Below are 18,829 nucleotides of genomic sequence, written 5' to 3'. Positions count from 1 at the left end.
GGTCATGAAGAGTTCGGTCGTCATCTGCGTCTACACCGAGGACCGCTGGGAGGACATCAGGCAGGCCGTCGAGTCCGTCGAGCTCCAGCGGCGTCCCGCACACGAGATCATCCTGGTCGTCGACTACAACCAGGACCTGATGCTCAGGCTCAAGCAGGCCTACCCGCGGGTCGTCGTGGTCGAGAACACCCATGACAAGGGGCTGTCGGGGGGCAAGAACACCGGTGCCGACGTGGCGACGGGCGACATCGTCGCCTACCTCGACGACGACGCCGTGGCCGACCCCGGATGGCTGGAGGCTTTGGAGGAGGGCTTCCAGGATCCCGCCGTGGTCGGCGTCGGAGGCAGAACAGAGCCGCTGTGGCAGACGGGGCGACGGCCCCGGTGGTTCCCCTACGAGTTCGACTGGACCGTGGGGTGCAGCTACCGCGGCATGCCCGCCGTACGCTCGCCGATCCGCAACGTCATGGGCGGCAACGCCGCCTTCAGGCGTACGGCGGTGGGCGAGGTCGGCGGCTTCCACAGCGGCATCGGCCGCAGCGTCCAAGGGCGCAAGAGCCGTCCGCTGGGCTGTGAGGAGACCGAGTTCTGCATCAGGCTCTCCCAGCGCAAGCCGGGCGCGGTCATGCTGTTCGAGCCGGCCGCGCTCATCGGGCACAAGGTGCCCGCCCAGCGCGCCACCTTCGGCTACTTCCGCTCCCGCTGCTACGCCGAGGGCCTGTCCAAGGCCCTGGTCACGCAGAGCGTGGGCACCCAGGACGGGCTGAAGAGCGAGCGGGCCCACGCGCTGAAGGCGCTGCCGCTCGGCGCGCTGCGCGGGCTCGGCGAGGCGGTGCGCGGCGACGTCTCGGGGCTCGGCAGAGCCTTCGCGATCGTCGTCGGGCTCGCCTGGACGACCTGGGGTTACGTGGTGGGTTCCGTACGGCTGAAGCTGGTGCGTTCATGATCCGTGTGCCGATTCTCATGTACCACTCGATCACCGACAGGCCCAACCAGGACACCAGGCCGCACGCGGTGCGCACGAGCGACTTCGCCGAGCAGATCGACTACCTGTCCACCAACGGTTTCACCCCCCTGACGGTGGCCGACCTGGTCGCCTCCGTGCACAAGAACAACGGCAGGTCACTGCCCGACAAGCCCGTCGTGGTGACCTTCGACGACGGCTACGCCGACTTCCACACCCACGCGCTGCCCCTGCTCGAGCAGTACACCTTCCCCGCCACGGTCTTCCTGACCAGCGGATGGGTCTCCGACGCGGGCAAGGACGCCGCGGGCAAGCCGCTGGACGACATGCTCAGCTGGGGCCAGGCGCGCGAGATCGCGCAGACCGGCATCGAGATCGGCGGCCACAGTCACAGCCACCCCCAGCTCGACCAGCTGCCCGACGCCGAGCTCCGCCAGGAGCTGCGCAAGAACAAGGGCCTTCTGGAGGAGCGGATCGGCGCCCCTGTCGCCACGATGGCCTACCCCTACGGCTACTCCAGCGCGCGGGTGCGCCGCGAGGTGCGCAAGGCCGGCTACTGGGCGGCGTGCGCGGTGAACAACACCCTCGCGGCCGACCGCCACGACCTGCTGGCCATCCCCCGCCTCACCATCGGCCGCCACACCACCATGAGCATGTTCAGACGCGCGGTCGAGGGCAGCGCGATCCCGCTGATCTACCTGCGGGAACGCGCGCTCACCAAGGGCTACGCGGTCGTCAGAAGGACGAGGTACGGATTGCGGCGGGTACGAGGGAATGTCTGATCGATCGGTCCTGCAGAAGATCCTGCGAGACCTGCGCAACCCCCTCTTCCGCAACGGCTACGCGCTCATGGCGAACACGGGGATCACCGCCGTCCTCGGCATGGGCTACTGGCTGCTCGCCACCCGCTTCTACACCCCCGAGGAGTTCGGCAGCGGTCAGGCGCTCATCACCGCGATGCGCCTGTTCGCCTCCCTGACCGCGCTCGGCTTCGTGGGGGCGCTGGCCAGGTACATCCCGATCGCCGGGCGCCGCACCGCCGACGTCATCCTGCGCGGGTACGGCATGGCCGCCGCGACCGGCGGCGTCGCCGCGATCGGCTTCCTGCTGACGCTGCCCATGTGGGGCGAGATCTACTCCGTGCTCGGCGGGCTCGGCCACGGCCTGTTCTTCCTGGGCGCGGTGCTGGTCTGGTCGGTGTTCACGCTGCAGGACGTCGCGCTCACCGGCCTGCGCCAGGCCGTCTGGGTTCCGGTGAACAACCTGGTGTTCGGCCTGGTCAAGATGGGCCTGCTGGTGGCGCTGGCGGGCTCGCTCCCCGAGGGCGGCATCTTCGTCTCCTGGGTGATCCCGACGGCGATCGCGCTGATCCCCGTCAACTTCCTGATCTTCGGCCTCCAGGTGCCCAAGCATGTCCGCGAGACCGCGGGCGAGGCGAGGCCGCCAGGGCTGCGCGAGATGGGCAGGTTCCTGGCCGGCGACTTCCCCGGCACGCTGTCGATGCTGGCGATCGTCTACCTGGTGCCCGTGCTGATCGCCGCCAGGGTGGGCGAGGCCACCTTCGGACGCTTCTCCATGGCCCACACGCTGGGCTGCATGATCGAGCTGCTGGCCATGAACATGGCGATCTCGCTCACCGTCGAGGGCTCCTTCGACCGCTCGCGGCTGGCCGCCAACGCCAGGCAGGCGCTGAAACGGGCCCTGCTGATCATCACGCCGATCATCGGCGTGGCCTGCCTCGCCGCCCCCCTCATCCTGGCCGTCTTCGGCTCCGAATTCGCCACCGAGGGCACGACGCTGCTGCGGCTGATGGCGCTGGCCGTCCTGCCGAGGGTGCTGATCGAGGTCTACCTCAGCTCGCTGCGTGCGCTGGGTGAGGCGAGGAAGCTGGCCGTGGTGCAGATCGGGCTGGCCGCGCTGGTGCTGGCGTCGATCATGGCCCTCTTCCCCTTCGTGGGCGTGAATTCAGTGGGGTACGGCCTGCTCTTCAGCGAACTTTTGGTCGCACTTTTGATCTTCAGAAGTCTCCGTAAAGTTCTCAAAGGTGGCGAAACCGGGCGGCATCGTGTCACCCAGCGGTCGCCTGAGGCCGCATGATGGTCAACGTGAGGCAACCGGCGGGCGATGAGATGACAACGGAGACGACGGGCACGTCCGAGGCTTCCAGTGCTTCGGATGTGGAGGAGGTCGAGGAGCCTGTGGACCCCGACTTCGACCCCGAAGCCACCGGAGTGATCCCGAAGATCACACTGCCCGTGGGCACCGGGGCCGACCCCAGCACCAGCGCCGACGCGGAAGAGTCCGGCTCCGCCGCGACCGACCAGGACGCACCCGGTTCCGAGCGGCCGGACTCCGACGAGACGGACTCCGAGGAGACCGGCACCACGGAGACCGGCACTACGGAGACCGGCACTACGGAGACCGGCACTACGGAGACCGGCACCGCGGTGACCGAAGCCGCAGATGCCGAAGCCGCGGAGACCGAAGCCGCGGAGACCGGCTCTGACGAGACCGGTCCCGAGGCGACGGGCTCTGAGCCGGCGGCCTCCGACGAGACCCGCCCCGGCGCCTCCGAGAGCTCGGGCCCGCAAGAGCCGCCCGAGGATTCAGCCGACCCGACCGAGGACTCTGCCGAGCAGGGCGAGGATTCGGTCGGCTCGGACGAGGATCTGGCCGAGCAGGACGAGAGTCCGGCCGGGTCCGAGGCGACCGCGGAGACCTCGGTTGCGAACGAGCCCGAGACGGCCGCCGAAGCGGCCCCCGATCCGGCCGAAGCGTCCTCCTCATCGGCTGAGCCCGAATCGACCTCCTCCACACGTGAGCCTGAGGCGGCTTCCACCTCGGACGAGGCAGCCTCCTCACTGGAGGAGCCCGAGGCTGATTCCTCACCGGACCAGCCCGAGGCGGACTCCACGACGGACGAGCCGCAGGCTGCCGGGACGACCTATGCCGAGGCCGAGACGACCGAGCTGGCCTTCCCTCCGAGCCAGCCCCTGACCGCTGAGCCGGCCTCCGACTCGGCCGCACGGGAGCACACCGGGCCCGCCGAGAAAGAGTCCGAGCCCGCCGAGGAAGAGTCCGAGAGCGGCGAGGAGCCCGGAGCCGACGCGTCGTACGAGGTGGACGACGAGGACACCAACCCCGCGCTGCGTCTGCCCGACTTCTCGGCCGCGGGTGAGGACGTCACGGAGATCACCACCGCCGTACGCCTTCCCACGCCGCCGAAGGCCGGCAGCACCACAGGCGACGAGGACGAGGCCGAGGAGACGCCGGGAGTCGCTGACACCACTGTCGCGCTCCGGCTGCCCTCCGCCTCCGTGAAGGTCGGTCACGCCCCCGAGGCGCCCGCCGTACCCGTCAGGAGGCCGCAGCAGGCCGCGCCCGAGGGGAAGCAGACGCGCCTGGCGTCGCTGGTGCGAGGGGCGCCGCGCTGGCTACCCGTCGTGCTGGTCCTCGAGGGCCTGCTCATGTACGTCCTGGCGCTGCGGGTCTCCCCCGGCCCGCTGCGCGGGGTGGACCCCGCCGACATCGGCGGCCTCGGGCTGATCTCCGCGATGCCGCTGAGCGCGTTCTTCGCGATCGTCATCATGATCGTCTCGTTCTTCGTCACGGTCACCCAGAGCACCGACCGCAAGTTCCTGCTGCTGTTCCAGATCGCCGCGATCACCTTCGCCCTTCATGGAGCGGGGGCGATCGTGGCCGACGTGCCGCGCTTCCCCACCGCCTACGTGCACGCGGGCTTCGTCGACTTCATCTCGAGAACCGGCGAGACCGCGCCCATGCTCGACGCCCGCATGGCGTGGCCCGGCTTCTTCGCGCTGTTCGCCTTCGTGGGCAAGGCGGCGGGCATCACCGACTTCACGACGATCCTCAACTGGACGCCGCTGCTGTCGAACCTGCTCTACCTGCTGCCGTTCGTGCTCATCCTGCGCCAGGTGGTGGCGACCACGCGGGCCAGGTGGTTCGCCGCGCTGCTGTTCATCCTCGTGCAGTGGATCGGCCAGGACTACTTCTCCCCTCAGGGCTTCACCTTCGCCCTCTACCTGGCGTTCGTGGCGATCCTGCTGCGCTGGTTCGGCAAGGTCGATCCGCGCACGAAGCCGATGCCCGACAAGGGCCGCGTCCGCAAACTGCTGGCCAGGCTCGACTCGATGCTGCCGGGCGAGCTGGCCATCACCGGCACCTTCAGGGCCGACAAGCTGCTGATGCTGCTGATGCTGATCGCTCTGCTGTTCGCCGCGACGGCCTCGCACCAGATCACGCCCTTCATGATGCTGGGCGTCCTGACCGCCTTCCTGCTGGTCAAGCGGACCTCCCTGACGTGGGCGCTGCCGTTCTTCTTCGGGCTGGTGGTGCTGGCGTGGATCAGCTACCAGACCGTGGGGTTCTGGCAGGGCAACATGGAGTCCATCTTCGGCGGCATCGGCAGGCTGCTGGAGAACCTCCAGCGCGGCACCGGCGACCGTATCCAGGGCAGCGACCCGATCCACGCCCTGGTGCTGCAGACGCGTCTCGGCATCTGCGCCACGGTCCTGCTGCTGGCCGCCGTGGGGCTGCTCAGGCGGCTGCGGCGCGGCGTCTTCGACAGGGCCGCGCTGGTGCTGCTGTGCGTCCCCGTGCTGGCCATGGGCCTGCAGAGCTACGGCGGCGAGATGGGCCTGCGGGTCTACATGTTCATGCTGCCCGGCGCCTGCCTGCTGGCCGCCTACGCCTTCTTCCCCAACCTGCCGGCCGACAGTGAGGACGCCAGCGAGGAGACGGTGCCCTTCCGCCAGCGCAACGTCAGGTTCAACCCGCGGGTCACCAAGATCGTCTCGATCGTCCTGGCCGCGTGTGTCGCGCTCGCGCTGTCGATGGCCTTCCTCGTCGCCCGCTACGGCAACGAGAAGTTCGAGCGGGTGACCACGGGCGAGGTCGCCGCGATGCGCTACGTCTACGCGCACGACAAGCCGAGCGCGAGAGTGCTCTACCTGGTGCCCAAGGTGGGCCCCGAGACGACGCCGATCCTGCCGTGGGGCGAGAAGGACTTCGAGAAGGTCGACTTCACGCAGCAGGCGCTGGTCCACAAGGATCCCGCCAACATCACCGAGGCGGTCGCGACGCTCAAGGCCGGCGAGCGCAACACCTTCCTCGCCGTCACGCGGGGCCAGGCCGCCTATCTCCAGCTGAACGAGGGCTTCCCCGCCGACTGGTACGACAGGTTCGTCGCCGCCCTCGACAGGTCCAAGGAGATCAAGAAGGTCTACTCCAACGACGACGCGGCGCTCTACACGTGGAAGAAGTTCGTCAAGGGCTCCGAGATCCCCGACCCTCGCTACGTCAGCGGCGGTCCGGGTGATCCTGGCTCACCGTGGGACCTGGTCGGCGTACTCGCGCTCGGCGTCACCTGGCTGACGCTCTTCGCCTACGAGGTGATCCGCCTGCACGGCAGGGACAAGGCGCCCAGGGCCCGCAGGCGCCTGCTGATGGTGGCGGTGCCCGCCTTCCTGCTCGCGGTCGGGGTGATCGTGGAGCGCTTCCTCTACATCGGTCTGAACATGTTCCAGTAGGTCGCGAAAGTCACAGGAAACACTCAGGGTGCGGGATGATGTCCTCTTGATGTGGTCACCATCCCGCGCCCCCGAGGACAGGATCGCCGCAGTGGACGCGCTGCGGGGCTTCGCCCTCCTCGGCATCCTGATGGTCAACATCGCCTTCCTCGCCTCGGGCTACCGCATGAGCGGGCTGCCCGAGCCCGGGTTCGACGGCGGGCTCGACTGGGGCGTGCGCTGGTTCGTGACCATGTTCATGGAGAACAAGTTCTACCTGCTGTTCTCCTTCCTGTTCGGCTACAGCTTCACCCTCCAGCTCGACTCGGCCGCCAGACGCGGCGCGGCGTTCGTGCCGATGTTCCTGCGACGGCTGGCGGGGCTGTTCCTGCTCGGGCTCGCGCACGCGGTGTTCCTCTTCCCCGGCGACATCCTCACCACCTACGCGGTGGTCGGGCTCGCGCTGCTGGTGCTGCGCGGAATCACCCCGAAGGCGGCCCTGATGCTGGCCGTGGCGCTGACCGCGGCGCTCGCTCTGGCCTTCGTCGCCGCCGCGGGGGCCGCTGTGCTGGGTCTGCGGGTGCCCGGCGCCACCTCGGGCGGCCTGGCACAGGCTCTCGGCGCGGACATCCTGCTGCGCGGCGGGCCCGCCACGATCGTCAGTGAGCACCTGCACGAACTGTCGGTCATCGTCGTGCTGCGGGTGCTGTTCCAGGTGCCCGCCGTCCTGGCGGCCTGTCTGGTGGGGCTGGCCCTCGGCAAGTGGGCGACGCTGAAGCGGCCCGACCCGCGGATGCTGCGCACGCTGCAGTGGGCGGGCTTCACGGTGGGCATCGCGGGACAGGCGCTCCACTCCTACTCGGCGTGGAGCGGCTCGGGCGTCGTGCTGCGCCTGCTGGGCCAGGCGGTCGACCTGGTCACGGCGCCGCTGCTGGCCGCCGCCTACGCCGCCACCCTCCTGCGCCTGCTGCCCAGGATCACGCCGCTCGGCCGGATGCTCGCGCCCCCTGGGCGCATGGCGCTGACCAACTACCTCGGCCAGTCGCTGATCTGCTCGCTGATCTTCACGGGGTACGGCCTGGCGCTCGTGGACAAGGTGAGCCCGCCGCTCGAGCTGCTGGTCGCGCTCGCCGTCTTCGCCGCGCAGGCCGCCTTCAGCCACTGGTGGCTGCGCCGCCATCGCTACGGCCCCGTCGAGTGGTTCCTCAGGGCGCTCACCCATGGGCGGCTTCCGGCGAAACAGGTGCAACCGATCTGAGGCGAGCGGTGTTTCAGAGGTGCACACAGCACACACTGAAAGGCTCTCCCATGGACCTGCAGCTTTCCGGCCGCGTCGCGGTCGTCACCGGCGCCTCGAAGGGGATCGGTCTCGCCACCGTCGCCACCCTGCTGGAGGAGGGCGCCGCCGTCGTGGCCGTCTCGCGCAAGAGCAGCCCTGAGCTCGACGCGCTGGCGGGGCCGAGGCTCACGCACGCCGCCGTGGACCTGATGGACCCCGAGGGCCCGGCGACGGCGGTGGAGCGCGCCGTGGAGGTCTACGGCGGGCTCGACATCCTCGTGAACAACGCCGGTGGCCCTCCGCCCGGCGTGAAGCTGCCCCGCTTCGCCTTCCTCACCCCGACGGACGCCGACTGGCTGACGATGTTCGAGTTCAACCTGTTCGCGGTCGTGCGGGCCGTACGGGCGGCCATCCCGCACCTGTTGGCGCGCGGCGGCGGGTCGATCGTCAACGTCACCACCGGCATGGTCCGCCAGCCCGGCCCGATGAACGTGGACTACCAGGCGGCGAAGGCGGCCCTGCTGAACGTCTCCAAGGCGCTGTCGGAGGAGTACGCGCCGCAGGGCATCAGGGTCAACACCGTCAGCCCCGGCCCCGTCAGGACGGCCTGGTGGACAGAGGAGGGCGGCGCGGCCGACATCCTCGCGGGGGCCACGGGCTCCGACAGGGACAGCGTGATGGACACGGTGGCACCGCAGATGATGAACCTGTCCACCGGACGGCTGGTCGAGCCGCAGGAGGTCGCCGACGTGATCGCCCTGCTGGCCTCGCCGCGCTCGGCGAGCACGACGGGCTCGGAGTTCGCGGTCGACGGCGGGTTCCTCAAGGGCATCTGAGCATCGGAGGCCGTCAGGCGGGGGTGAGCTCCTTCAGGACCGGCAGCGCCCTGTGGGCGTAGACCGGATCGACGGGCAGCACGTGCCCCGCCCACCACCTGGCCGCGGAGGGCGAGGGTGAGGGCTGAGTGAAGGAGGGCGCGTAGTCGTCGTAGGGCGGGTCGTAGAGATAGCCGGTGGCCACGCCGCGCCTTTCGAGGGCGGCGATGGCCCGGTCGCGCTCCTTCACCAGCAGCGGCACCCTGAACAGCGGCTGGTCCAGCTGGTCGAGCACGCCCTCCGCCACGCTGGGCAGCGCGGCGAGGCTTCGCACGCCCTGCAGCCGCCTGGGCCTTTCACCCTCGATCTTGGCCACCCTCCGTGACTGGTACCAGCGGGCGAGGGGGCCCTTGGCGGTCCTGTAGGAGTGCAGGTCGGCGCGGACCCATGGGTCGAAGGGCGGCAGCGAGGGCGCCTGGGCCGTGGCGGCGGCCAGCTCGGCGGCGCGGAGCTTGATGCGGTAGCCCTCGCGTTCCTCCTCCATGCCGAGCAGGCGCGCGAGCGCGAGCGCGGGACGGACCAGGTCGAGGCGCAGCGCCACCTGACGTGCCATCGAGGTGGCCACGCTCAGCAGCTCGGCGCGCAACGCGCCGGGCCGCAGCAGCCGCTCGAGGTCCTGCTTCACCGCCTTGGCGGCGGTGGCGTCCTGGAGGGCGAGCACGCCGCCCGAGCCCGCGCCAGGGTGCTTGGACAGGCTGAAGACCCCCGCCTGGCCGAACGTGCCGAGCGGGCGGCCCGCCACCGTGGTCTCCATCGCGTGGGCGACGTCCTCGATGAGGACCTTGCCGGCGAACGCCTCGACGTCGTCGGGCAGGCCGTACAGGTTGGTGGTCAGGACCGCGTCGACGGTGGAGAGATCGACCAGCGAGGGGTCGATGTTGCCGGTACGGCGCGACACCGGCGCGATGACCGGGCGCAGGCCCGCCGCGAGCACCAGGAAGAGGATCTCGTCGGCCGAGATGGGCGACATGAGCAGCCGCTGCCCAGGCGAACAGAAATGGCGCAGCGCGAGGTAGAGCCCGAGCCTGTTGGAGGGAAGCAGCAGGCAGTGACAGCCGGTGCGTGCCGCGAACGCCCGTTCTGGGCTCACGCCGACAACGCCGTGCGGAGCCGGCCGTAGGTCTTCAGCGCCCTGTCGGCCGTCTTGAGCAGCAACGGGTTGGCCATGACCGCGCCCCGCGCCTTGCGCACGGGGACCCTGAGCATCCAGTGGACGCCCGCGCCCGCGCTGGCCCTGGCCACCCGTCCCTCGGCGACCTGGAGCTCGCCCGTCTTGAGCTTCTCCTTGTACTCCTTGTCTCCCCTGCCCATGTCGATCATCTGGATGCCGGCGGCCGAGGCGGCCTCGGCCATCGCGAGGTGGTGGATCAGCCCTGGGGAGAACTTCGCGTAGGCGGTGTCGTAGGCGGGGAACCAGCCGACCAGCGTGGTGCGGGTGCGCAGGCCGAAGTGGCCCGCCACCGGGGCGCCGTCGACGTGGACCATGTCGAGCACGCCGGCGAAACTCTCGGTCTGGGTGGCCAGCAGGCGCTCGACCAGCTCGACGATCCACCTGATGGCGAACCTGTCGGTGCGGCCGGTGCGGCGGTACTGGTCGGTCTTCCATCCCAGCAGCGCGCGCAGCGGCTCGGGGTCGGTGGTGGCGTAGTCGTGGCGCAGCGGGCCCACGTCGCGCTGCAGCTTGCGCGACTTGGCCAGCGTGCTCTTGTACGTCTTGCCGGAGTTGGCCTTGAGGAACTCGGTGTAGGCGGCCCAGCCGTCGCTCAGGTCGATGATCGGCGAGGGGTAGAGGGTGTGCCGCTCGGCCAGCAGGGGCTGCCCCGCCACCAGGTGGTCGAACTCGAAGACGCTGAGGCCGCAGGCCCTGATCAGGGCCTGCGGGTCGATCTCCGCGTCCTTGGCGTGGACCAGACCCTGGGCGTCGGTCAGCCCCGCGGCCACCGGCTTGCCGATGCCGAGGGGATGGCGCTCGAAGGGGAAGAAGCCCACCAGCTCGCCGCCGTCCTCGACGACGGCCACGCGGGTCTGCTCGCGCAACTCGCCTACCGTGATCGTGAACTCGGGCGAGAGGAAGGGATTGTCGAACGCGGCGTCCGCCTCCTGCAACGCCCGCCACCGGGTCACTTCCGGCTGCCCCAGGTCACGGGGTTGTACAAGTGTGATGCGCATGAGCTCCTACTGGGGTGTGCGGTTCCCCGGTCGCCGGTCAGCATGGAAACGGCGATGTACAGCAACGTTAAAGGATGGATGGAGGTGGGGGATCACGATGCGGTGCAAATTTAGGGAACTCTAATCTTTGGCAGCGAGAACCGAATCGAGTTCTAATGGGGTCCCATGACGGTACCTGGCATTGACTGGCCGCGGCTGGTCGCGTGGATGGGCGAGCACGTCCCCTCGGCGGGCGAGCCGGTCTCGGTGTCGCTGATCTCCGGTGGCAGATCGAACCTCACGTATCTGGTGGAGACGGCGGGGCGGAGCGTGGTCCTTCGCCGCCCTCCGCTCGGCCACGTGCTGCCCACCGCGCACGACATGCGCCGCGAGTGGCGCGTGATCTCCGCCCTGCACGGCACCCCCGTGCCGGTCCCCGAGCCGGTGGCCTTCTGCGCCGAGGAGGAGGTGATCGGCGCCCCGTTCTACCTCATGGGGTACGTCGAAGGCGCCGCCGTCCGCAACAGGCAGGAACTGTCCACCCCGGGGCCAGAGGAGACGCGGCGGCTGTCGCAGCGCCTGGCCGAGGTGCTGGCCGAGATCCACGCCGTGGACTACCGCGCGGTCGGGCTGGGCGACTTCGGCCGTCCGGACGGGTACATGACGCGCCAGCTGGAGCGCTGGTGCCAGCAGTGGGAACGGTCGGCCGACCGTCATGAGCCCGCCTACGACGCGCTGGTCGCCAGGTTGCGCGCCCGCCTGCCCTCCGCCTCCGCCTCCGCCGCCACGCTGGTGCACGGTGACTACCGGCTCGACAACACGCTCGTCAGGCCCGATCCTCCCGAGATCCTCGCGGTCGTCGACTGGGAGATGTCCACGCTGGGCGACCCCCTGGCCGATCTCGGCCTCACGCTGACCTACTGGCACGACCCCGGAGACGAGGAGCGCGCGTCGATCCCCGTGGCAGGCGACGTCACGCTCGCCCCGGGTTTCCTGAACGCCGCCGAGTTCGCCGCCCACTACGCCAAGGTCTCCGGCAGGGACCTCGGCGACCTCGACTTCTACGTGGCCTTCGGCAACTTCAAGCTCGCCGTCATCGTGGAGGGCATCCACGCCAGGTTCAGGCAGGGTAAGACCGTGGGTGACGGGTTCGAGCGCATCGGAGCCGCCGTGCCCACCCTGCTCGCCCGCGCGCACCGCGCGCTCGACGACGGCCCCGCCTGACCCTCCTCCGCGGCAGCGGACGACCCACAAGGAGTGACCCGATGAGCAGCGTGGTTCTCATCACCGGAGCGGCCAGCGGCATCGGCGCCGCCGTCGCTCGCAGGATGGCGGCGGGCGGGGCGCGCTGCGTGCTCCTCGACCGCGACGAGGCGGGCGTCGAGCGCATGGCCAAGGAGGTCGGCGGCGTCTGGCTGGCCGGCGACGTCACCGAGCGCGACACCTCGCTGCGCGCGGCCGAGCTGGCCGAGGAGAGGTACGGCAGGCTCGACCTGGTCCACCTCAACGCGGGCATCTCCAGCGGCGTCGACCTGGCCGACTTCGACCTCGAGCAGTACCGCATCGCCATGGGCGTGAACGTCGACGGCGTCGTCTTCGGCGTCGCCGCCACCGTGCCGCTCCTCAAAAGGGCGGGCGGTGGCGCGATCGTCGTCACGGCCTCCCTCGCGGGCCTGGTCGGCTTCGACGGCGATCCGATCTACACGATGAGCAAGCACGCCGTCGTCGGACTGGTCAGGGCGCTGGCGGCTCCGCTGGCCCGCGACGGCATCAGGATCGGCGCCGTCTGCCCCGGTTTCACCGACACCCCTCTGGTCGCCTCGCAGCGCGACATGTTCGTCGGCGCGGGCTTCCCTCTGCTGACCGCCGAGGACGTCGCGGGCGCCGTGGAGTCCGCCTTCTACACCGAGGAGCCGGGCACGCTGCTGGTCGTTCAGCCTGGTCGGGCACCTGTCCCCTACCGTTATGCTGGCGTGCCCGGGCCGGCAGGAGGACAGCGGCCGCCGAATCCCAGCTAATCCTTAGTGGAAGATTCAAGCGTCCTGCAACCCCGGCGGTTACCTTGGAGAGACGCCGGGCTCTATGACCCGGCTTCGTCATGTGGAACGGTGCAGGAGGATCCCGGTGATACCGACGAACGGCCGACACGCGCACAGGCGTTCCCCCTGGCCGATCGCTCTGGCAGCCGGGATCGTCGCGGTGGCTCTCGTCGCCGGGATCATGATCTACGCGGGCACCACGAACAGCTCCGCGGGCGAGCAGGCCACGATCCCGCCCACGCAGGCCGCGCCCAGCCTGAGCGCCCCGCCCGCGACCGAGGACTGGCCGCGCTGGGGGGTCACCCACACGCAGTACAGCGCCGACCAGGACACCCCGGAGGTCAGGGAGGCCGCCGTCGGCATCCTGGCCCGTGAGCCGATGCTGCAGAACCAGCACATCATGGGCTGGGGCGCGGGCAACCCCGAGCCGAGCCCCGGTAGGTACGACTTCCGCGATCTCGACCGCCGCATGAAGATGATGTCGGACTCCCGCTCGATCCCCGTCATCACGCTGTGCTGCGCGCCCGACTGGATGAAGGGCGGCACCGCCGGCCGTACCGACTGGTCCAAGAACCACACCACCGCGCCCAAGCGCGAGCACTTCGACGACTACGCCAAGCTGGCCGCGACCGTCGCCAAGCGCTATCCGACCGTGAAGCACTTCATGGTGTGGAACGAGTTCAAGGGCTTCTGGAACCAGGCCGCCAACAGGTGGGACGCCGAGGCCTACACCGAGCTCTACAACAAGGTCTACGACGCGCTCAAGAAGGTGAACCCCGAGATCAAGGTGGGCGGCCCCTACGTGCCGATCGACCACCACGATCCCAGGATCGGCACCTCGGAGGTCAGCGGGCCGTGGGGCGTGGTCGACCAGCGGGTACTCGACGCGATCGAGTACTGGATCAAGCACAAGAAGGGCGCCGAGTTCGTCGTCGTCGACGGCGCCACGATGACCAAGGAGCAGGAGCAGCCGCTGCCCGACGAGTTCGGCGCGACGGCGAAGTTCTCCGCGATCACGACGTGGCTGCGCCAGAAGAGCGGCGACCTGCCCGTGTGGTGGGCCGAGTACTACGTCGAGCCCGAGAACACCGGGTGGAGCGAGGAGAAGGTCGCCGCGGTGCAGGCCACGGCGATGATGGAGTTCGCCAGGAGCGGCGTCACCACCGCCCTGTACTGGAACCCCCAGAAGAAGCCCGCCGGCGAGTGCCACGGCTGCGTGTGGGTGCCGGGGCGCGGCGACGAGATGCCGATGGCGGGGCTGCTCAGCGGGTTCGTCAAGTGGTTCCCCACCAACGCGAAGCTGGAGCAGGTGACCACCAGCGACCCGAAGGTGCGGGTGCTGGCCCAGCCGAACCAGATGGTGATGGTCAACACCACCGACGCCGAGCTGACGGCGACGGTCGACGGCAAGCCCTTCACGTTCAAGGCGTACGAGATCAAGTGGAGCCAGCGGGGCCCCGCCTAGCCGGCGCAGGCGACGAGTTCGGCGAGGATCCGGCAGCCGCGCCGCACCTCGGGCAGCGAGGCCGAGCCGTACCCGATGACCAGGCCGTGCACGTGGGATTCGGCGTGGTGGTGACGGACGGTGGTGTCCAGCAGGACACCACGGGAGGCGGCGGCGACGACGATCTCCTCCACCACGGACGGCGGCAGCTCGGCCAGGACGTGCAGCCCTGCGGTGTCGCCGCGCAGGCGGCAGACAGGGCCGAGGATCTCGACCACGGCCGCGCGGCGGCGGGCGTACTCCAGCCGCATCCTGCGCAGGTGCCTGTCGAGGTCACCGCGCTCCAGCAGGGTCGCGACCGCCTGCTGGACAGGGCCGCTGGTGCGGTCGGACAGGTTCTGACGGATCTCGGCGATCCTGCTCAGCAGCGCGGGCTCGCCCACCAGCCAGCCCACGCCGACGTCGGGGGCCAGTGACTTCGACAGCGTGCCGAGGAGCACGACGCGCGAAGGGTCGAGGCCGTAGAGGGCGGGCAGCGGAGCCACGTCGTAGCGGAACTCGGCGTCGTAGTCGTCCTCGACCACCATGGCCCCCGTGCGCCGCGCCCATGCCAGCAGCCGCTCCCTGCGCGGGATGGGCAGGCGGCCGCCCATCGGGTACTGGTGGGCGGGGGTGGTGTAGAGGACGCGCAGGTCGGAGGGGAGCCCCGACACGATGACGCCGTCCTCGTCCACGGGGCACGGCACGATCGTGGCGCCCCTGGCCGCGAAGGCGTTGCGGGCGACGCGGTAGCCGGGGTCCTCGACCCCCGCCCTCGCGCCGGGGCCGAGCAGGGCCAGGGCGACCAGGTCGAGGCCGTTGCCCGTGCCCCTGGTGACCAGGATGTTCTCCGGGCCCACCGCGATCGCCCTGGACCTGCGCAGGTGCTCGGCGAGCAGCTCGCGCAGGGACGGCAGGCCGTACGGGTCGGGATCGCCGACGGGCAGCAGGTCGGCGGCCTTCCGCCAGGCCCGCTTCCATGCCGCCGCGTCGTAGTCCCGCACCCACGGCTTCCCTGGGGTGAGGTCGATCAGCGGCGCCTGCCGTACCTGCCTGGTCTCGGGCGGGGGGAGCTCCTGCGGGGCGCGCGGCGCGGCGTCGGCCGGCAGGTCGGCCACGAAGGTGCCCGAGCCGTGCCTGCCCTCCAGCCATCCCTCGGCGTAGAGCTGCTGGTAGGCCTCCGTGACCACCGTCCGGCTGACGCCGAGCTGCGCGGCGAGCCCGCGCGAGGACGGCAGGCGGGTCCCCGCGGTGAGCGCGCCCGCCCGCATGGCCCCCCGCAGCCAGTCGCCCAGCTGGACCGAGAGCGGCAGCGCCGCGTCTCTCGACAGGGAGATGGGCAGGTCGATGAGCGTGCGCAAGGAAGTGGTCCCCAAGAAGCGGTTATTAGTGGACATTAACGACAGGTCCACTATCTCAATACCGTGACAGCATGCTCTCCACCACACCCCGCACGACGCTCGGCCGTGAGAAGCACCGCGGCGGCACCGACAGGAACGATCTCTACGAGGTGCTCGACAGCGGGCTCATCTGCCATCTGGGCGTGGTGGTCAACGGTCACCCCATGGTGGTGCCGACAGGTTACGGCCGCATCGGCGACACGCTGTACCTTCACGGCTCCACCGGCGCCCGGTCGCTGCGCGCGGGGCAGGGTCAGCAGGTCTGCGTGACGGTCACCCATCTCGACGGCATCGTGCTGGCGCGCTCGGTCTTCAACCACTCCGTCAACTACCGCTCGGCCATCGTCTACGGCGAGGCCAGACTGGTCACCGACGAGCAGGAGCGCATGGACGGGCTGCGCGCGCTGACCGAGCAGCTGGCGCCGGGACAGTGGGACTACGCCAGGCGGCCCACCCGTAAGGAGCTGGCGGCCACCGCGGTGCTGGCCCTGTCGCTGGAGGAGGCGTCGGTGAAGGTGCGCTCGGGTGCGCCGGAGGACGAGGAGGAGGACTACGCGCTTCCTGTCTGGGCGGGGGTCCTGCCGGTGGTCTCGTCGTGGGGCGCGCCGGTGCCCGATCCCGTGCTCGTAGGGGACACAGCGACACCCGCCCACATTAGGGACCGTTGACAGCAAACCAGGACGCCAGTTCAGTCGTCTCATCAGGTGGGCCACACTCCTGATGGGAGAGCGCCATGGAATGGAGCGTCCCCGGCTACACCGAGGTGCGTCAGCTCGGCTCGGGCGGCAGCGGCAGGGTCGTCCTCGCCGTGCACGACGACACGGGCGCCGACGTCGCGATCAAGTACCTGTCCGAGCGCGTACGGCGGGAGCCAGGGGCGCTGGCCGCCTTCAGGGCCGAGGCGGAGCTCCTGACCACCCTGGTGGACCCGCACATCGCCAGGATGTGGGAGTACGTCCAGGAGCCAGAGGGCGCCGCGATCGTCATGGAGCTCGTCAACGGCGTCTCCCTGCGCGCGCTACTGCGCGAGAACGGCACGACGGGCCCCGAGGCGGCGCTCGTCGTGCTCAAGGGCTCGCTGCTGGGCCTGGAGCGGGCGCACGCCGCGCAGCTGGTCCACAGGGACTACAAGCCCGAGAACGTGATCGTCAGGGACGACGGGGTCAGCAAGCTCGTCGACTTCGGCATCGCCGTACGGCAGGGCACGGCGACCAGGGCCACGGGCACCCCTCCGTACATGGCGCCCGAGCTGTGGTCAGGCGAGCCCGCCTCCCCTGCGACCGACGTCTACGCGGCCACGGTCGTCTTCTTCGAGTGCCTGACAGGACACAGGCCCTACCGCTCGACGGAGTCGCACGTGCTGGGCTACCAGCACCTGCACGCGCCTGTCCCCGTCCATGACGCGCCGGAGGAGATGCGGGAGCTGATCGGGCGCGGCCTGGCCAAGGATCCTGCCGAGCGCCCTACGAGCGCGGCGGCGTTCGTGACCGAGGTGGAGGAGGCCGCGGTGGCGGCCTACGGCGAGGAGTGGGAGGAGCGGGGCAGGCGGCGGCTGGCCGCGCTCGTGGCCCTGCTGGCCTTCCTGCTGCCGCTGCCGCAAGCGCCTCCTCCCGCCGCGGGCTCGACGTTCTTCCGCACGGTCTTCGACGCCGCGCGGCGCAACAGCAGGCGGCTGCTGGTGGGCGGCGCGGCGGCGGTGGTCGCCGCAGGGGCCACGCTGTACGTGCTGGCCGGCGCGCAGCAGCCGCCCGCCACGACGGTGGACACGGTGGCGGCGGCGCCGTCCCTCTCCCCCGAGCTTCCAAGCCCCGCCTCGCTGCCCTCCGAGACCTCCGAGACGGGTGGTGGCGCAGGGGAGCAGGGCGGGGCGCCCACGGACGAGCCCACCGGCGAGCCCACCGGCGAGGCGGGCGGTGAGGCGAGCGGCGCCCCCGACCCGGACCCCGCGACGAGCGAGGCCCCGAACCCGGACCCCGAGACCACCCCGACGGCCAAGCCCCCGACGCCGAAGCCCACCCCGACCCCCACCCCGACTCCCACACGCACACCTACGCCCGCGCCGACCCCCACACCCACGCCCAAGCCGCCGACCGCGGTGTCGGCGCTGAACGTCGGCAAGCTGACGGTCGACGCCGGCTTCCTCGCCTCGGCCACCGTCTCCCTCCGCACCAGCGGCGCGGGAGCCGTCACGATCACCGCGCGCTTCTCGGTGGACGGCCAGGTCGTGCGCACCGCGACCAGTCAGGTGCGCGGCGCCCTGTCCTACACCCGCACCTTCAGCCACAACCTCGGTGAGGGCGCGTGCGGCAAGACCGTCAGGCTCACGGTGTCCACCTCGCCCGCCGCTCCCGGCGGCCGGACGAGGGTCAGCGCGGCCGTCCCCGCCTGCCCCACGGACGTCACGGGGCTGCGTGTCTCGCTCGACATGGCCGAGGCGCCGGGCAGGGCCGTGACCGCGCGGGTCTCCGTGGCGACGAACGGCACCGGCGCGGTCGGGTTATGGGCCGCCTTCGCGCTCAACGGCGAGCGGGTGTCCACCACCTCCGCCTCGCTGTCCGGCCGCGACGCCTACGCCAAGGACGTCACCCACACCTTCGCCCGGCGCCCGTGCGGCGGCACGGTGACGGTCACCGTGCGGGCTGGCGGCAGACAGGCCACCGCCAGGGCCGCGGTGCCGTGCGAGGCCGCGGTGCGGCAGGTCTCCGTCGCCCGCGCCTCGCTCAACGCCAGGGGCCGCGCGACGGCCGTGGTGAGCGTCGCCACCACCGGCACCCAGCCGGTACGGCTCAGCGTGACCTTCACCCTCGCGGGAGGTGTCCAGCACACCGAGTCGCTCGACCTGTCGGGACAGACCGCCTACACCAGGACCGTCAGCTTCACCTTCGCGGGGACGCCGTGCGGATCGGCGTGGGGCGTGACGGCCTCCACCAGCCCCGCGGCGGCCAACGGGAGCGACTCGGCAGGCGGGAAGACCCCGGCGTGCCGTCCGCAGACCGAGACCGAGAGTCCAAAACCAGACGATCAGCGGCCAGATACCGACAATTCCACCCCTGATCTTGGTCTGGGCCGTTAAGCTACGCTCCGTCTGATACGGGTGGGGGCCCAGATAGATC

14 protein-coding genes are annotated in these 18,829 nt (G+C 70.6%); 11 read left to right on the top strand and 3 right to left on the bottom strand.

Features of this window, described 5'->3' with window-relative positions:
* Positions 1-4: 4 nt before the first annotated feature.
* From ABFX50_RS20875 to ABFX50_RS20850, 6 genes are read left to right on the top strand one after another with little or no spacing between them, the layout of a single operon-like run.
* Positions 5-946 (top strand): glycosyltransferase family 2 protein, encoded by a 942-nt coding sequence (locus ABFX50_RS20875; protein WP_183656883.1) that lies wholly within the window; start codon positions 5-7, stop codon positions 944-946.
* The gene (locus ABFX50_RS20870; RefSeq protein WP_346148723.1) at positions 943-1,746 is read left to right on the top strand and encodes a polysaccharide deacetylase family protein; all 804 of its coding nucleotides are present in this window, start codon (positions 943-945) and stop codon (positions 1,744-1,746) included. Before ABFX50_RS20875 ends, ABFX50_RS20870 begins: the two co-directional genes overlap by 4 nt.
* Positions 1,739-3,061: a lipopolysaccharide biosynthesis protein gene (locus tag ABFX50_RS20865; RefSeq protein WP_346148721.1), complete on the top strand. Its 1,323-nt coding sequence runs from the start codon at positions 1,739-1,741 to the stop codon at positions 3,059-3,061. The genes ABFX50_RS20870 and ABFX50_RS20865 overlap by 8 nt, the downstream gene beginning before the upstream one ends.
* A 32-nt stretch (positions 3,062-3,093) precedes the next feature.
* Entirely contained in the window at positions 3,094-6,513 is a 3,420-nt protein-coding gene (locus ABFX50_RS20860) for a hypothetical protein (RefSeq protein WP_346148719.1), read from the top strand.
* A 49-nt stretch (positions 6,514-6,562) separates the two neighbouring features.
* A complete protein-coding gene (locus ABFX50_RS20855; protein ID WP_346149027.1) occupies positions 6,563-7,750 on the top strand; it encodes a DUF418 domain-containing protein in 1,188 nt (395 codons plus the stop codon).
* A 50-nt stretch (positions 7,751-7,800) separates the two neighbouring features.
* Entirely contained in the window at positions 7,801-8,607 is an 807-nt protein-coding gene (locus ABFX50_RS20850) for an SDR family NAD(P)-dependent oxidoreductase (RefSeq protein WP_346148717.1), read from the top strand.
* Positions 8,608-8,620: 13 nt separating this feature from the next.
* On the opposite strand, the gene ABFX50_RS20845 is transcribed toward ABFX50_RS20850, so the two are convergent.
* Together ABFX50_RS20845 and ABFX50_RS20840 are read right to left on the bottom strand one after the other, a co-directional pair.
* Positions 8,621-9,736 (bottom strand): DegT/DnrJ/EryC1/StrS family aminotransferase, encoded by a 1,116-nt coding sequence (locus ABFX50_RS20845; RefSeq protein ID WP_346148715.1) that lies wholly within the window; start codon positions 9,734-9,736, stop codon positions 8,621-8,623.
* Positions 9,733-10,815, bottom strand: coding sequence for a GNAT family N-acetyltransferase (locus tag ABFX50_RS20840; protein WP_183656866.1), 1,083 nt, complete (start codon positions 10,813-10,815; stop codon positions 9,733-9,735). Before ABFX50_RS20840 ends, ABFX50_RS20845 begins: the two co-directional genes overlap by 4 nt.
* A gap of 165 nt (positions 10,816-10,980) precedes the next feature.
* Between ABFX50_RS20840 and ABFX50_RS20835 the strand changes: the two genes are divergently transcribed.
* From ABFX50_RS20835 to ABFX50_RS20825, 3 genes are all read left to right on the top strand, one after another.
* Positions 10,981-12,018: a phosphotransferase family protein gene (locus ABFX50_RS20835; protein WP_346148712.1), complete on the top strand. Its 1,038-nt coding sequence runs from the start codon at positions 10,981-10,983 to the stop codon at positions 12,016-12,018.
* 41 nt (positions 12,019-12,059) lie between these two features.
* Positions 12,060-12,812, top strand: a complete 753-nt coding sequence (locus ABFX50_RS20830) for an SDR family oxidoreductase (protein WP_346148710.1) — start codon at positions 12,060-12,062, stop codon at positions 12,810-12,812.
* A gap of 181 nt (positions 12,813-12,993) precedes the next feature.
* Positions 12,994-14,298: a GH39 family glycosyl hydrolase gene (locus ABFX50_RS20825; RefSeq protein ID WP_346148708.1), complete on the top strand. Its 1,305-nt coding sequence runs from the start codon at positions 12,994-12,996 to the stop codon at positions 14,296-14,298.
* Here ABFX50_RS20825 and pdxR read toward each other — a convergent pair.
* Complete coding sequence (gene pdxR / locus ABFX50_RS20820) at positions 14,295-15,692, bottom strand: MocR-like pyridoxine biosynthesis transcription factor PdxR (RefSeq protein WP_428834698.1); 1,398 nt, start codon at positions 15,690-15,692, stop codon at positions 14,295-14,297. The two genes, ABFX50_RS20825 and pdxR, sit on opposite strands and share 4 nt — an antisense overlap.
* Positions 15,693-15,748: 56 nt before the next feature.
* On the opposite strand from pdxR, the gene ABFX50_RS20815 reads away from it, so the two are divergent.
* Together ABFX50_RS20815 and ABFX50_RS20810 are read left to right on the top strand one after the other, a co-directional pair.
* Positions 15,749-16,384 (top strand): pyridoxamine 5'-phosphate oxidase family protein, encoded by a 636-nt coding sequence (locus ABFX50_RS20815; protein ID WP_346148706.1) that lies wholly within the window; start codon positions 15,749-15,751, stop codon positions 16,382-16,384.
* 65 nt (positions 16,385-16,449) lie between these two features.
* Positions 16,450-18,789 (top strand): serine/threonine-protein kinase, encoded by a 2,340-nt coding sequence (locus ABFX50_RS20810; RefSeq protein WP_346148704.1) that lies wholly within the window; start codon positions 16,450-16,452, stop codon positions 18,787-18,789.
* Positions 18,790-18,829: the final 40 nt, after the last annotated feature.

The organism is Nonomuraea recticatena (assembly GCF_039533245.1).
In the GTDB taxonomy this organism is placed as follows: Bacteria; Actinomycetota; Actinomycetes; order Streptosporangiales; family Streptosporangiaceae; genus Nonomuraea; species Nonomuraea roseola.
The sequence above is the reverse complement of the archived record's forward strand: the minus strand, read 5'-3'. Positions and strand labels throughout refer to the sequence as shown.